Origin of the sequence: Bradyrhizobium sp. 147 (genome assembly GCF_023073935.1) — a bacterium.
Lineage (GTDB): Bacteria > Pseudomonadota > Alphaproteobacteria > Rhizobiales > Xanthobacteraceae > Bradyrhizobium.
In genome coordinates, this window is record NZ_JADPKL010000028.1 from 1 (window position 1) to 15,198 (window position 15,198).

Annotated in this window: 12 protein-coding genes; 5 read left to right on the forward strand and 7 right to left on the reverse strand. The window is 63.7% G+C overall.

Translation table 11 applies throughout. The features are described 5' to 3' along the window. Window positions 1-187: 187 nt before the first annotated feature. Together IVA87_RS07980 and IVA87_RS07985 are read right to left on the reverse strand one after the other, a co-directional pair. A complete protein-coding gene (locus IVA87_RS07980) occupies window positions 188-499 on the reverse strand; it encodes a DUF1272 domain-containing protein (protein WP_247297701.1) in 312 nt (103 codons plus the stop codon). A 74-nt stretch (window positions 500-573) separates the two neighbouring features. Beyond that, window positions 574-1,053: an Lrp/AsnC family transcriptional regulator gene (locus tag IVA87_RS07985; RefSeq protein ID WP_247297703.1), complete on the reverse strand. Its 480-nt coding sequence runs from the start codon at window positions 1,051-1,053 to the stop codon at window positions 574-576. A 120-nt stretch (window positions 1,054-1,173) separates the two neighbouring features. Between IVA87_RS07985 and hppD the strand changes: the two genes are divergently transcribed. After that, the gene (hppD, locus tag IVA87_RS07990) at window positions 1,174-2,292 is read left to right on the forward strand and encodes a 4-hydroxyphenylpyruvate dioxygenase (RefSeq protein WP_247297705.1); all 1,119 of its coding nucleotides are present in this window, start codon (window positions 1,174-1,176) and stop codon (window positions 2,290-2,292) included. A 117-nt stretch (window positions 2,293-2,409) separates the two neighbouring features. On the opposite strand, the gene IVA87_RS07995 is transcribed toward hppD, so the two are convergent. From IVA87_RS07995 to IVA87_RS08010, 4 genes are all read right to left on the reverse strand, one after another. Further along, window positions 2,410-3,522 (reverse strand): CaiB/BaiF CoA-transferase family protein, encoded by a 1,113-nt coding sequence (locus IVA87_RS07995; protein ID WP_247297707.1) that lies wholly within the window; start codon window positions 3,520-3,522, stop codon window positions 2,410-2,412. 204 nt (window positions 3,523-3,726) lie between these two features. Next, complete coding sequence (locus tag IVA87_RS08000) at window positions 3,727-4,527, reverse strand: xanthine dehydrogenase family protein subunit M (protein ID WP_247297709.1); 801 nt, start codon at window positions 4,525-4,527, stop codon at window positions 3,727-3,729. Window positions 4,528-4,542: 15 nt separating this feature from the next. Further along, window positions 4,543-6,885, reverse strand: a complete 2,343-nt coding sequence (locus IVA87_RS08005) for a xanthine dehydrogenase family protein molybdopterin-binding subunit (protein ID WP_247297719.1) — start codon at window positions 6,883-6,885, stop codon at window positions 4,543-4,545. A 79-nt stretch (window positions 6,886-6,964) separates the two neighbouring features. Further along, window positions 6,965-7,450 carry a (2Fe-2S)-binding protein gene (locus IVA87_RS08010; protein WP_247297721.1) on the reverse strand — a complete coding sequence of 162 codons (486 nt, stop codon included), beginning with the start codon at window positions 7,448-7,450 and terminating at the stop codon, window positions 6,965-6,967. 340 nt (window positions 7,451-7,790) lie between these two features. Here IVA87_RS08010 and IVA87_RS08015 point away from each other — a divergent pair, with 340 nt between their 5' ends. Both IVA87_RS08015 and IVA87_RS08020 read left to right on the forward strand, forming a co-directional pair. After that, window positions 7,791-9,830, forward strand: a complete 2,040-nt coding sequence (locus tag IVA87_RS08015) for a HAMP domain-containing methyl-accepting chemotaxis protein (RefSeq protein ID WP_247333291.1) — start codon at window positions 7,791-7,793, stop codon at window positions 9,828-9,830. A 233-nt stretch (window positions 9,831-10,063) separates the two neighbouring features. Next, entirely contained in the window at window positions 10,064-12,097 is a 2,034-nt protein-coding gene (locus IVA87_RS08020) for a HAMP domain-containing methyl-accepting chemotaxis protein (RefSeq protein WP_247333292.1), read from the forward strand. Between the two features lie 33 nt (window positions 12,098-12,130). On the opposite strand, the gene IVA87_RS08025 is transcribed toward IVA87_RS08020, so the two are convergent. Next, entirely contained in the window at window positions 12,131-12,505 is a 375-nt protein-coding gene (locus tag IVA87_RS08025) for a DUF3175 domain-containing protein (RefSeq protein ID WP_247297727.1), read from the reverse strand. A 180-nt stretch (window positions 12,506-12,685) separates the two neighbouring features. On the opposite strand from IVA87_RS08025, the gene IVA87_RS08030 reads away from it, so the two are divergent. Together IVA87_RS08030 and otsB are read left to right on the forward strand one after the other, a co-directional pair. Further along, window positions 12,686-14,170: an MFS transporter gene (locus IVA87_RS08030; RefSeq protein WP_247297997.1), complete on the forward strand. Its 1,485-nt coding sequence runs from the start codon at window positions 12,686-12,688 to the stop codon at window positions 14,168-14,170. A 3-nt stretch (window positions 14,171-14,173) separates the two neighbouring features. Then, window positions 14,174-14,995 (forward strand): trehalose-phosphatase, encoded by an 822-nt coding sequence (otsB, locus tag IVA87_RS08035; protein WP_247297735.1) that lies wholly within the window; start codon window positions 14,174-14,176, stop codon window positions 14,993-14,995. Window positions 14,996-15,198 lie beyond the last annotated feature (203 nt).

Sequence of the window (15,198 nt, forward strand, 5' to 3'; positions counted from 1 at the left end):
TCATGACGTCGCGCGCAGCGTCCGTCAAGGATGGCCGTCGCTCGCTCGAACCTCACGTGGTCTGTTGCCAGGCCACGCCTTGACGGACGCGAGCACGGCGTCATCATGGCAGGCGCAGACGATCCGGGCGGAGCAAAAAACTGCCGTCACTTAATGGTTGCTACGGGATCAACGGTGTTGAGAGAACCTACCGCTTCTCCGGCGGCACCTCGCGTATCCTCGCGCAATGCGCAGCGACATCCTCCAGGCTGTACTTCAGATGCACCCGCTTCTCGGAGGGCGCCTGCCTGGTCGTGCAGACGCCCGGCCGCCATTCTTGCGTGGGGCGGATCGGGCGCGGGGCAAAGCCGCCGCCGCAGTTCGGGCAGACATTGAAGAGCCTGGTCTCGACGCATTGTGCGCAGAAGGTGCATTCATAGGAGCAGATCCGCGCGTCGATTGCATTCGGCGGCAGGTCGCGGTCGCAATATTCGCAGTTCGGTCGAAGCTGGAGGGCCATGGTCGAATCTCCGCGGATTGGCCTCAATCATCGCAGATCCCATGCCTAGCGCGAATGTCGGATTTCCCTCGATTTCAGCCCGGCTTGATCTCCTTGAGCGGCAGCCGCGTGCTCTCCTTCAGCCTGTCGAGCACGATCGAGGAGCGTACATGCGCCACGCTCTGATGCGGCATTAGGACGTCGTTGACGAGGTTGGAGAGACCCTTGAGGTCACGCAGCACGGCTTTCAGCACATAGTCGGCATCGCCGGTGAGCGAATAGGCCTCCTGGATTTCGTCGATTCGATTGACCAGCGCGCGAAAGCGCTTGGCATTGTCCGGCGAGTGCGTCGCCAGCGTCACCTGGATGAAGGCGACCACGCCGAAGCCGAGCGTCTCGCTGGAGAGATCAGCGTGGTAGCCCGCGATCACCTTCTCCTCTTCAAGCCGCATCCGACGCCGCGAGCATTGCGAGGCAGAGAGGCCAGCGAAGTCGGCGAGCTCCTGGTTGGTGAGGCGGCCATCGTCCTGGAGTGCGTCGAGAATCCTGAGGTCGAAGGCATCAACTGAGATCATGCGTATTTCGCCCATTCTGTGCATGGATCGTGTGTAAGATAGCGATTTAGCGGCGCATTTGCACGCTCATTGCGCGCTGCATGAAGGATAGTTCTGCCAGCAGCAATTTGGGAGAACACCATGGGTCCGTTTCCGCACGATGCGCCGCCGGCCAGGATCAGCGCCGACAATCCGATGGGAACCGACGGGTTCGAGTTCGTCGAATATGCGCATCCCAACCCGGAAGAGTTGCATGCGCTGTTCAAACTGATGGGCTATACGGCCGTGGCGCGCCACAAGGCGAAGAAGATCACGGTCTATCGCCAAGGCGACATCAATTATCTCGTCAACGAAGAGCCCGGCACGCATGGCTACGACTTCGTCGCCGCGCACGGCCCCTGTGCGCCGTCGATGGCGTTCCGTGTTGTCGATGCGAAAGCGGCCTATGATCGCGCGATCGCGCTCGGTGCCGAGCCGGCCGACGTATTGTCGTCGCAAAAGACGCTCGACGTCCCCGCCATCAAGGGTATTGGCGGCAGCCTGCTGTATCTGGTCGATCGCTATGGGGACAACGGCTCGGCCTATGATGCCGAGTTCGAATGGTTAGGGGCGCGCGATCCGCGGCCGTTCGGCGCGGGCCTGTTCTATCTCGACCATCTCACCCACAACGTCCATCGCGGCCGCATGGATGTTTGGGCCGGCTTCTACGAAAAGCTGTTCAACTTCCGCCAGATCCGCTTCTTCGACATCGAGGGCCGCGCCTCGGGCCTGTTCTCGCGCGCATTGACCAGCCCGGATGGCAAGATCCGGATTCCGATCAACGAGGATGCCGGCGATTCCGGCCAGATCGAGGAATATCTGAAGACCTATCGCGGCGAAGGTATCCAGCACATCGCCTGCGGCTGCCGCGACATCTATCAAACCATCGAAGGCCTGCGCCAGGCCGGCCTGCCCTTCATGCCGTCTCCGCCCGATACCTATTTCGAGAAGATTGACGCGCGCCTGCCCAAACACGGCGAGGACGTCGCACGTCTCAAGACCAACGGCATTTTGATCGACGGCGAGGGTGTGGTCGATGGCGGTCAGACCAAGGTGCTGCTGCAAATCTTCTCGGCCAACGCGATCGGGCCGATCTTTTTCGAGTTCATCCAGCGCAAGGGCGACGATGGATTCGGCGAGGGCAATTTCAAGGCTCTGTTCGAATCGATCGAGGAGGATCAGATCCGGCGCGGGGTGTTGAAGGTGGACAGCGCGGCATAGCTCGGTGCCGCAGGGTGGGCAAGCGTAAGCGTGCCTACCAGTTCTGTTGCAATCTCCGAGAGATGCTCGGCACGGCGCTATGCGCCTTTTCTCACCCAACGGATTCGTGCGCTGAGGCTACTTCGCTGCCTTCCACGCCTTCGTGACCGCACCGATCTCCGCCGCTTCCGGCTCGCGGACCGTGGACGGTGTGCGCGAGAAGCGCGGCGCGGGCGCGGGCTGCTTCACGCCGTGGCGCTCGATGAAGACGTTGCGGGCGACCATGTGCGGATGCCGTGTCGCCTCCGACATGGTCAGCACCGGCGCGAAGCAGATGTCGGTGCCTTCCATGATCTTGCACCACTCTTCGCGCGTCTTGCTCTTGAACACCGCCTTCAGCTTCTCCTTCAGCGCCGGCCAGGCGTTCCGATCCATCTGCGCGTCGAAATCGGCGTCGGTCAGGCCCGCGTGCTGGCGCAGCAGCGCGTAGAATTGCGGCTCGATCGAGCCGATCGAGACGAAATGGCCGCAGGCGCATTCGTAGACGCCGTAGAAATGCGCGCCGCCATCGAGGAAGTTCTGGTCGCGCTCCTCGGTCCAGCGTCCCATCGTGGTCATGTCGAAGAAGAACGACATCAGCGACGCCGCGCCGTCGCACATCGCGGCATCGACCACCTGGCCCTTGCCTGATCGCTGCGCCTCCAGCAGTGCCGCCAGCACGCCGACGACGAGATAAAGCGCGCCGCCGCCGAAATCGCCGACCAGGTTGAGCGGCGGCACCGGTGCCTCTTTGGTGCCGATCGCGGCGAGCGCTCCGGTGATGGAGATGTAATTGATGTCGTGGCCGGCGGCGTTGGCAAGCGGGCCTTCCTGGCCCCAGCCGGTCATGCGGCCATAGACCAGCTTGGGATTGTGCGCGAGCACCACGTCCGGCCCGAGCCCGAGCCGCTCCATCACGCCGGGACGGAAGCCTTCGACCAGCGCATCGGCGCTGGCCAGCAGGTCGAGCACTTGCGCGATCGCCGCCTTGTCCTTGAGGTCGAGCTCGATCACCTTGCGGCCGCGGCCCGCCACCGACTTCATGCTCTTGCTCGCGCCGACGCGATCGAGCGTGACGACGTCGGCGCCCATGTCGGCCAGCATCATGCAGGCGAACGGGCCGGGTCCGATGCCGGCGAATTCGACGATGCGAAAGCCCGACAGCGGGCCGGAGGTGCGGACGGAGGAGTTTTGGGCTGGTTTGTCGAGCACGTTGTTGTTTCCTCGGGTCGCAGCGCGCGTGCGCGATGAGCGCATTCGCCTGGACGTTTCCTTATCGAGTTAATTGGTCAATTAACTTTTCCCGCCTTACGCCGAACGAGGCAAGCGCTTTTCATGCATGGGCGCATAATAAAAGCGGCGCGCACCGAAGTGCGCGCCGCGGAAAATTTGCGTCGAGGCGCTGAAGCGCGAACATCACCCAGCCGCGGCCACCGCGCGCTGCGCCATTACCTTGACGAGGTTGGCCCGGTACTCGGCGGTGCCGTGGATGTCAGCCAGCAATCCGCTTGCAGAAATACTGACGCTGTCGAGCGCCGATGGCGACCAGTTCGCCTTCAGCGCGGCTTCGATTGCGGGCACGCGCATCACGCCAGACTGCGAGGCGCCGGTGGCGGCCACCCGAACCTCGCCGGACTTGGTCTGCGCGACGAACACACCGGTCAGTGCGAAGCGCGAGGCCGGGTGCCGCATTTTTTCGTAACCCGCTTTTGCCGGAACCGGGAACGACACCGCGGTGATGATCTCGCCGTCTTCGAGCGCCGTGGTGAACAGGCCCTGGAAGAAATCCTCCGCCGCAATCGATCGCTTATTGGTCTTTACGGTCGCGCCGAGCGCCAGCAGCGCGGCCGGAAAGTCTGCGGCAGGATCGTTGTTGGCAATCGAGCCGCCGATCGTGCCGCGATAGCGCACGGCAGGGTCGCCGAGCACCGAGGTGAGATAGGCAATCGCGGGGATCGCCTTCTTCACATCGGCATTCTGCATGATGTCGTAATAGGTCGTGGCGGCCTTGATTGTCAGCGTATCGCCTGACAGCTCGATGCCCTGCAACTCCTTGATCCTGCCGAGGTCGATCACGTCTGAGGGACTGGCAAGCCGCTGTTTCATGACCGGCAGCAATGTCTGTCCGCCGGCGAGAAATTTCGCATCGCTGCTCTTGCCGAACAGGCTCACGGCTTCTTCGACCGAGGAAGCCCGATGATAAGTGGTCTGGTACATCTTTGTTCCTCCCTCTTAAGCCGCGTGGATCGTGCGCCACACCCTGTCCGGGGTTGCGGGCATTTCCAGATTGTTCTTGCCGATCGCATCCGTGATCGCGTTGATCACGGCCGCAGAAGCGCCGATCGCGCCGGCCTCGCCGCAACCCTTGATGCCCAGGGGATTGCCCGGGCATAGCGTCGTGGTGTGGGAGAGATTGAACGAGGGCAGATCGTCGGCGCGCGGCATGGAGTAATCCATGAACGAGGCCGTGACCGGCTGGCCGTTGGCATCGTAGATCGCGTGCTCGAGCAGCGCCTGCCCGATGCCTTGGGCGAGTCCACCATGAACCTGTCCCTCGACGATCATCGGGTTGATCAGCCGGCCGAAATCGTCCGCCGCGACGAAGTTGACGAAGGACGTCTTGCCGGTGCCGGGATCGACCTCGAGCTCGCAGATATAGGCGCCGGCCGGGAAGGTGAAGTTAGTCGGGTCGTAGAAGGCGCTTTCCTTCAGGCCGGGCTCCATTCCTTCAGGCAGATTGTGCGCGGTGTAGGCCGCGAGCGCGACCATCGGGAAGGCGATCGCCTTGTCGGTGCCGGTGACCTTGAACTCGCCGTTCTCGATGACGATGTCGGCCTCAGAAGCCTCCAGCGCATGCGCGGCAATCTTCTTGGCTTTGGATTCCATCTTCTCCATCGCCTTCAGGATCGCAGTGAGACCTACGGCAGCCGAGCGCGAGCCATAGGTGCCCATGCCGAACTGCACCTTGTCGGTGTCGCCATGGACGATCGAGACCTGGCTGATGGGAACGCCCAAGCGATCGGCGACGAGCTGGCAGAAGGTGGTCTCGTGACCCTGGCCGTGGCTGTGCGAGCCGGTCAGGATCTCGATGGTGCCGACTGGGTTGACGCGCACCTCAGCCGATTCCCACAGGCCGACGCCGGCACCCAGGCTGCCGACGGCCTTTGACGGCGCGATGCCGCAGGCCTCGATGTAGCAGGATACGCCGATGCCGCGCAGCTTGCCTTGTGCCTTTGCTTGTGCCTTGCGGGCAGGGAAGCCGGCATAGTCGATCGCCTTCATCGCCGCATCGAGCGAAGCGTTAAAGTCGCCGGTGTCATAGGCCATGATGACAGGCGTCTGGTGCGGAAACTGAGTGATGAAATTGGTCCGGCGCAGTGCGGCCGGATCGACGTTCAGCTGGCGCGCCGCCGTTTCCATCAGCCGCTCGAGCAGATAGCTGGCCTCGGGGCGGCCGGCGCCGCGATAGGCGTCGACCGGCGTGGTGTTGGTGTAGACCCCGATCACCTCGGCATGGATCGCCGGGATGTTGTACTGGCCGGACAGCAGCGTTGCGTAGAGATAGGTCGGCACCGACGACGAGAACAGCGACATGTAGGCGCCGAAATTGGCGTAGGTCTTCACTTTCAACCCGGTGATCTTGTTGTTGGCGTCGAAGGCCATCTCGGCATGGGTCACGTGGTCACGGCCATGCGCGTCGGTGAGGAAGGCCTCGGTGCGGTCGCCGGTCCATTTCACGGGACGGCCGACCTTCTTGGAGGCCCACAGCGCCACCATCTCTTCGGGATAGATGAAGATCTTCGAGCCAAAGCCGCCGCCGACGTCGGGCGCGATCACGCGCAACTTGTGCTCGGGGGCGATGTTGTAGAACGCCGACAGCACGAGGCGGGCGACGTGCGGGTTCTGCGACGTCGTGTAGAGCGTGAAATGCTCCTCCGCCGCGTCGTAATCGGCGATCGCCGCGCGCGGCTCCATGGCGTTGGGCGCGAGGCGGTTGTTGGTGACGTCGAGCTTGACCACATTGGCGGCCTTCGAGAAGGCTGCATCCACCGCACTCTCGTCGCCGATCACCCAGTCGTAGACCTGGTTGCCGGGGGCTTCGGGGTGAAGCTGCGGTGCTCCGGGCTTGATGGCGGCGTGCATGTCGGCGACCGCCGGAAGCTCCTCATAATCCACCACCACGGCCTCCGCCGCGTCGCGCGCCAGATTCTTGCTCTCGGCGATCACGACAGCGACGGCCTGTCCAACGAAGCGCACCGTCTCCGGCGCCATCGCCGGCCATGCACCCATCTTCATCGGGCTGCCGTCCTTGGAGGTGATGGCCCAGCCGCAGATCAGGTTGCCGACCTTGTCGTCGACGAGCTGCTGTCCCGTGAGCACCGCGACAACGCCCGGCATCTTCAGCGCGGCGGAAGAGTCGATCCCCTTCACCTTGGCGTGCGCGTGCGGACTTCTGATGAAATACGCATGGGTCATGCCCTGCAATTTGATATCATCGACGTAGCGGCCCTTGCCCGTAATGAAACGCTTGTCTTCCTTGCGCAGCACGCGTGCGCCGATGCCTTCAACACCCATGTCTGGTCCTCCCGACCGGAATTTGTTGACCCGCGCTTTCCATCGAAAGCGCCAGTGATTTTCTTGTTCGCTGCGGCCTTTACTCGGCCGCCTCCGCAACCTTCATGCGACCGGCCGCATCCAGCACGGCCTTGACGATGTTGTGGTAGCCAGTGCAGCGGCAGATATTGCCCTCGAGCTCCTGACGCACGGTGGCCTCGTCGAGCTGGCCCCCGTGGCGCTGCACGATGTCGATCGCCGACATGATCATGCCTGGCGTGCAATAGCCGCATTGCAGGCCGTGATTGTCGCGGAAAGCGGCCTGCATCGGATGCAGTTCGTCGCCCTTTGCGATGCCTTCGATCGTGGTGACGCTCGCGCCGTCTGCCTGTCCCGCCAGCATGGTGCAGGATTTCACCGCACGGCCATCCATGTGGACGACGCAGGCGCCGCACTGGCTGGTGTCGCAGCCGACATGGGTGCCGGTGAGGTTGAGGTGGTCGCGCAGCAGCTGGACCAGCAGCGTGCGGTCCTCGACGTCAACGGCAACGGCGTTGCCGTTGACCGTCAGTTTGACAGTAGACACGGTGAAGTCCTCCCGGGATTGATTTTGATTGTTTCCAATTAGAGACCGGCGACCCGGAACTTTGCAACTGGGATTTTGGTCGCCGGCGTCATGGAAAAGTCATTGATCCAGAAGGGCGTGCAATGATTTGCCAGCGAGCCGCTGGACTCGGACGGCGCGGCCCTCTGACCATGGGATGCCAGCTGTCGTCTTTTTGTAGCCGGTCAGCTTTGGCCCGATGACCTCGGAATCGGGAGATGCACTGAGTTTACCGCCCCTTATCGATTGTGCCTTAGTTTTGCGCGTCCAGGTCTGGGGCGGGGCGCCTCCGGGTCGCGGCTGAATGAAAATGGGGGTGGGAATGTCCGGGCGTATCGGGTCGCCGTCGAAGCGAACACTAATTCCGGCTCTCAGGTTCCGTACCAAGATCATCCTGGGCTTTGCCGCAGTGCTGGTGATCTCCGCCGGCAGCATGGCCTTCTCATATTTCGGCTTTGAGCGGGTTTCCTCCGGGGTCGGATCCTACCGCACCAGCGTTTCCGAAGCCGACCTTGCCCGCAACATCGACCGCGAGCTGCTCGCCTATCGTTCGGCTGCCCGCTGCTTTGTCGTTACCGGCAAGGAGGACGACGCCAAGGCGGCGCTGGAGGCAGAAGCCAGCCTCAAGAGCGCGATCGACCTGGCCATCAAGAGCGCCAAGAAGCCGGCGCGGCAAGAGGGCCTCAACAAGCTCGCCAAGGAGTTTTCCAACTTCTCCGCGACGTTTGCCAAGATCCTGCAGGCCAAGCTTGACAGCGTGCTGCTGGTCCAGAACCAGCTCCAGCGCAACGCCAATCTCCTGAAATACAAGCTCGATGACATCGGCAACAACGCCTCCGACGCGGAGGCGCAGGCGATCGAGTTCGGCACCAAGCAGGTCAATGCCCAGTTCCAGACCGCAAGCTCCGCCGCGAGCAATTTCATCCTCAATTCCGACCAGGCGGTCGCGGCAAGCGCGCTGGCGCGGCTGAAATTCGTCGAGAACTCACTCGGTGCAATCTATTCCATGGACGACAAGATCGTCGCCGGGCTGAAGGACGCCAAGGCGCTGCTGGGGGCTTATCGGGAAGCGCTGGAGAAGCTGATCGCCAACGCCAAGCTGGTCGATGAGCTCGTGACCGAAATGAGCGGCTCGGCCGGCGCCATCCTTCAGGGCGCCACCGCCATGAAGGCGGACCTCATCGCCGAACAGCAGCGGCTGGAGGCGGAGTCGGAGGCGACCATCGGGCAGACCGAGCAACTGGTGCTGATGCTCGCCGTCGGCGGCACGCTGCTGGGTGCGGTCCTCGCCTTCCTGCTCGGTACCGGCATCTCGCGTCCGATGATTGCGATGTGCAAGGCGATGCGGGAGCTGGCCTCGGGCAATTTCGACGTGGTGCTGCCGGGTCTTGGTCGCAAGGACGAGATCGGCGAGATGGCCGGGGCGGTCGAGGAGTTCAAGGTTCAGGCGGTGGCCAAGGCCGAGCGCGATGCCGCCGCCAGCGAAGCCCAGAACCGGGAGCAGGCTGCAAGCCGGCGCGCCGAGCTGATCCGCTTCGCCGACGATTTCGAAAACGCGGTCGGCGCCATCGTCTCCAACGTCTCGGCCTCCGCCGTGCAACTGGAATCGGCAGCCTCCACGCTGACCCGCACCGCCGAGACCACGCAGAGCCTGTCGAGCCAGGTCGCCGGCGTCTCCGAGCAGGCGTCCTCCAACATGCAATCGGTCGCGACCGCGACCGAAGAGCTCTCGGCCTCGGTCGAGGAGATCGGCCGCCAGGTCCGCGATTCCAGCCGCATCGCCGAGGCCGCCGTGGTGCAGGCCAAGGAGACCGACGGCCGCATCGGCAAGCTGTCGCATGCCGCCCAGCAGATCGGCGAGGTCGTCAAGCTGATCACGGCGATTGCCGAGCAGACCAATCTTCTGGCGCTCAACGCCACCATCGAGGCGGCGCGCGCCGGGGAGGCCGGCCGCGGCTTTGCCGTGGTTGCGAGCGAAGTGAAGTCGCTGGCGAGCCAGACGGCGAAGGCGACCGATGAAATCTCCTCGCATATCACCGGCATGCAGGGCGCCACGGCCGAATCGGTTGCCGCGATCAAGGAGATCGGCGCGACCATCGGCCAGATCTCGTCGATCTCGACCTCGATCGCGAGCGCCGTCGAGCAGCAGGGTGCGGCGACGCAGGAGATCGCCCGCAGCGTCCAGACCGTCGCGCAGGGTACCCAGACCGCAGCCACCGATATCGGCGAGGTCAACCGCGGCGCCGCTGAAACCGGCTCGGCCTCGGAAGAGGTGCTGAACTCGGCCAAGACGCTGTCGAGCGAAAGCACCCGCCTGCGCGCCGAGCTCGACCGCTTCATGGCCAATATCCGCGCGGCGTAAGTTCGCTGCGCGTCAAGCCATTCTGCGGCCGAAGCCCACGCTGTCGCCTCACATTCGGCCCGTCGTCCCGATCGGCGCTCGGCTCATAACTATCCCCCGCGTCAGCTAACCGCCAGTTGCGGTGCCACAAATTTACCACAGCTTATCCTTTGCCCCGTAACGTGCCCAAGGGTCAGGAAGCGGGCTGCTTCCGGGCTGCGCCTGGTTTTCCGCGAATGGAATGGGGTGGGGGAATGTCGGTCAAGTCGAAGTCGAAACCATCGAAGCTGCCAACGCTGCGTTTTCGCGCAAAAATCATCCTCGGCTTCGTGGCGGTGCTAGCCATCCTCGCCGTCAGCATGGCTTTCGCCTATTTCGGCTTCGAGCGGATCGCAGGCGCCGTGGCCGCGTATCGGACCAGCGTATCGGAAGCCGATCTGGCGCGGACGGTCGATCGTGAACTGATCGTCTATCAGGGGCTGGCGCGGGCCTACACCCTGACCGGCGCCGCCGACGACGAGACCGCGGCCAAGGCCGCCGAAGAGAATCTGAGGGGCGCGATCGGCAAGTCGTTGTCCGCCACGACCGGCGCTGCGCGCCGCGAGCAGGTCGGCAAGCTCGAGGCCGAGTTCCAGCGCTTCACGAAGTTGTTCGGTGAGATCATCACCCTGACACGCGAAAACAACAAGATCGCGGCCGATGAGCTCAACGGCGTCGGCAACAAGATCCGCTTCAAGTTCGACGATCTCGGCGACACGGCGGCGCTGGCGGGTCTTGCATCCGTCCAGACCACAGCGAAGGACATCACCTCGCAATATCTGGCGGTCTCCACCTCGGTCAGTGCCTTCGTTGCCAAGCCGGAGCCGAAGACCGCCGATGGCGTGATCGCCCGCATCAAGTTCTTGGAGACCTTGCTGGTCTCGATCTACGCGAACGACCAGAAGATCACCGACCGCGTCACCGAGATCGGCAATCTCCTGAAGCAGTATCGCACCTCCTTCGTAAAGCTGACCGAAAACGTCAAGGTCATCGTCAAGCTGAATGGCGAGATGACCAAGACGGCCGCGTCCATCGTGAAACTCTCGGGCGAGCTGCGCTCCGATCTGACTGCCGACCAGCAGCGCATCGAGGCGAGCGCCAATGCGACGATCGGGGACACCGAGCGGCTGATGCTGATGATGGCGCTCGGTGGCCTTGCCATCGGTGCCGCGCTGGCCTTCCTGCTCGGCAACGGCATCTCGCGTCCGATGATCGCGATGTGCAAGGCGATGCGGGAGCTGGCCTCGGGCAATTTCGACGTGGTGCTGCCGGGTCTTGGTCGCAAGGACGAGATCGGCGAGATGGCCGGGGCGGTCGAGGAGTTCAAGGTTCAGGCGGTGGCCAAGGCCGAGCGCGATGCCGCCGCCAGCGAAGCCCAGAACCGGGAGCAGGCTGCAAGCCGGCGCGCCGAGCTGATCCGCTTCGCCGACGATTTCGAAAACGCGGTCGGCGCCATCGTCTCCAACGTCTCGGCCTCCGCCGTGCAACTGGAATCGGCAGCCTCCACGCTGACCCGCACCGCCGAGACCACGCAGAGCCTGTCGAGCCAGGTCGCCGGCGTCTCCGAGCAGGCGTCCTCCAACATGCAATCGGTCGCGACCGCGACCGAAGAGCTCTCGGCCTCGGTCGAGGAGATCGGCCGCCAGGTCCGCGATTCCAGCCGCATCGCCGAGGCCGCCGTGGTGCAGGCCAAGGAGACCGACGGCCGCATCGGCAAGCTGTCGCATGCCGCCCAGCAGATCGGCGAGGTCGTCAAGCTGATCACGGCGATTGCCGAGCAGACCAATCTTCTGGCGCTCAACGCCACCATCGAGGCGGCGCGCGCCGGGGAAGCGGGCCGCGGCTTTGCCGTGGTTGCGAGCGAAGTGAAGTCGCTGGCGAGCCAGACGGCGAAGGCGACCGATGAAATCTCCTCGCATATCACCGGCATGCAGGGCGCCACGGCCGAATCGGTTGCCGCGATCAAGGAGATCGGTGCGACCATCGGCCAGATCTCGTCGATCTCGACCTCGATCGCGAGCGCCGTCGAGCAGCAGGGTGCGGCGACGCAGGAGATCGCCCGCAGCGTCCAGACCGTCGCGCAGGGCACCCAGACCGCAGCCACCGATATCGGCGAGGTCAATCGCGGCGCCGCCCAGACCGGTTCGGCCTCGGAAGAGGTGCTGAACTCGGCCAAGACGCTGTCCAGCGAAAGCACCCGCCTGCGCGCCGAACTCGACCGCTTCATGGCCAATATCCGCGCGGCGTGACGCTCGGACCGCGCCACTGCGGAGCTCTGAAACTCACTCCTTCCCGAAAGCTCGCTTCAGCTCCACCTTTGCGCGCTCCAGTCGCGTGCGCTGCGTCTTCGGCAGCGTCTTGCCGGCGCGGTTGATATAGAACGTCAGCATCGACAGCGCAGAGCGATAGGCGCCGGTCTTGCGACGCGAGCTGTGCTCGGCCGAGCGCTTTAGGGAGCCCGCGATTTTCCTGGGGTCCTTGAGCTTGAACACACCGTGCTTGAGATCGAGCGCGTTGCTCTCCTTCGTCACACGTTGCGACCATCGCTTCGGTGCTGCGCGGCGGCTTGACCTCTTGCGTGTCGTGCTGGCCTTGCGGCGCGCGGTGCTGCGCGCGCCTGTCTTCCGCGAATGTGTCGTCTTTCTGACCTGAGCCATGCGTCAACTCCTTGCAGCTCCATCGGAAACGGATGTTCTTGGAGGCTGTTCCCAAGGGAACCCGACCTCATGGCAGACGTTGTCGCAGGCAGGCGGAATGCCGCACCCCCAATGATCGGATCGACCCCGTCCACGTCATGTGAACCGGGGCCGCTTCCATTGATCAGACGCAACAACGCGATGGAATTGCAGGAAAGCCCAGCGCTGAATTATGGACCTGCGATCTCGGCGGTGGCGACGGATCGCATCGTCGAGACCAGCATCCCCTCGCGGCTCGACGCGCTGCCGTGGAGCGGCTTTCACACGCGCGTCGTTCTCGCGCTCGGCATCACCTGGATCCTCGACGGACTCGAGGTGACTCTGGCCGGCGCGCTCTCGGGCGCACTGAAGCAGAGTCCCTCGCTGCATTTCTCAAATCTCGATCTCGGCATCGCTAATTCCGCCTATCTCGCCGGCGCGGTGCTGGGTGCGCTCGGCTTCGGCTGGCTCACCGATCGCATCGGCCGCAAGAAATTGTTCTTCATCACGCTTGCGCTCTACCTCTCGGCGACGGCTGCGACGGCTCTGTCATGGGATGTGGCGAGCTACGCGGTGTTCCGTTTCCTCACCGGTGCCGGTATCGGCGGCGAATATACCGCGATCAACTCAACCATCCAGGAGCTGGTGCCGGCGCGGTATCGCGGCTGGACCGATCTCGTGATCAACGGCAGCTTCTGGATCGGCGCTGCGATGGGCGCGGTGGCAGCCATCGTGCTGCTCGATCCTGCGGTGATGGGGCCCGACATGGGCTGGCGGCTCGCTTATCTGATCGGCGCGACGCTCGGCCTCGTCGTGCTATTGATGCGGATGTGGATTCCGGAGAGTCCGCGCTGGCTGATGATCCATGGCCGGCCCGATGAGGCTCATGCGATCGCCGATGAGATCGAGCGCTCGGTCATTGGACACGGCCAGGATACGAGCGACGGTCGCTTTACGAAGATCCGCCTGAGGATGCGCGATCACACGCCGATCGCCGAGGTCGTCCACACGCTGTTCTCGGTTTATCGCCAGCGCGCGCTGGTCGGCCTCGTGCTGATGAGCGCGCAGGCATTTTTCTACAACGCCATCTTCTTCACCTTCGCGCTGGTGCTGACCGATTTCTACGGCATCAGCGCCGATCACGTTGGCTGGTACCTGCTACCCTTCGCCGCCGGCAACTTCCTCGGCCCGCTGCTGCTCGGCCGGCTGTTCGATACGCTCGGCCGCCGCACCATGATCATGTTCACCTATGGCATGTCAGGCCTGCTGCTGGCGCTGTCAGGCTATCTGTTCTCGATCGGCGCGCTCAGCGCGCAGGGGCAGACCGTCGCCTGGATGGTGATCTTCTTCTTCGCCTCGCCCGCCGCGAGCGCGGCCTATCTCACCGTCAGCGAGAACTTTCCGTTGGAGGTTCGCGCGCTGGCGATCGCGGTATTCTATGCCGTCGGCACGGGCATCGGCGGCGTGATCGGGCCGGCGCTGTTCGGCGTTCTGATCGACACGGGATCGCGCACCAGCGTATTCGCCGGCTATTTGCTGGGGGCAGCCCTGATGATCGCGGCTGCGATCGTGGCGTGGCGCTATGCCGTCTCGGCGGAGCGCAAATCGCTCGAACAAATCGCGCGGCCGCTTGCCTTTATGGAGTAGACTATGAAATCGGAACTGGCGGAAATGGCATTGGACGAGAAGCTCACCATCCCTGGTGACGACGAGACGCCCGAAACGGTGCCGGTGCCGCACGCGCTCGTGCCGCATCTGAACGAGACCGCGATCCTGCTCGATATCGACGGCACGCTGCTCGACCTGATGCCGACGCCGCGCGAGGTGTGGGTGCCGCCGGGCCTTTCGGACACACTCAACCGTTTGGTCGAATGTACGTCAGGCGCGCTGGCGCTGGTCAGCGGCCGCTCACTCAACGATATCGATCTGATTTTCGCGCCCGACGTGTTTTGCGCCGTCGCCGGTCATGGCGCCGAGATGCGGCTGTCTGCGGACAATGAAGCTGATGCCGTGCATGCGCCGCCGCTGGACAAGGAGCTGAAGCGGCGGCTGGCTGCGATTGCCAAGCTCAGCCCGGGCATTCTGCTCGAGGACAAGGGCTACTCGCTGGCGCTGCATTACCGCCTGGCGCCGCATGCGGAGAAGGCGATCTACGAATCCGTGTCGCTGATCCGCGCGGACCTGCCCAGTGCGCCGATCGAGGTGCTGCCTGGCAAGTTCGTCTGCGAGATCAAGCATTCAGGCTTCACCAAGGCGAGCGGCGTGCGCGAGTTGATGAAGCACGAGCCCTTCAGGGGGCGTCGTCCACTGTTCATCGGTGACGACGTCACGGATGAGACCGTGTTCGCGATCATGCCTGATATGAACGGGCTCGCCTTCTCGGTCGGCCGCCGCGCCATGGGTGTGAATGGTCACTTCGATGCGCCGAGCGATGTGCGCGCGTTCCTTGCGCACCTGCTCGATCCGAGGTGAAACAAAGGCAGCGCCACTTCGCAAACACAATGTCCGACACGCTGTCGTGGCGTATCGCAATGCATCCTGCGCAATTCCGGGCGCACGAACTCTCTTTGCGGTGAAATCCTTGGTTCCGCGAGCGAAACCAGTTCCAACGCGCACGCCTGATTTTGGTTTCAATTCGTTGAAACGATGATCAGGAACCATATTGATGAACGGCA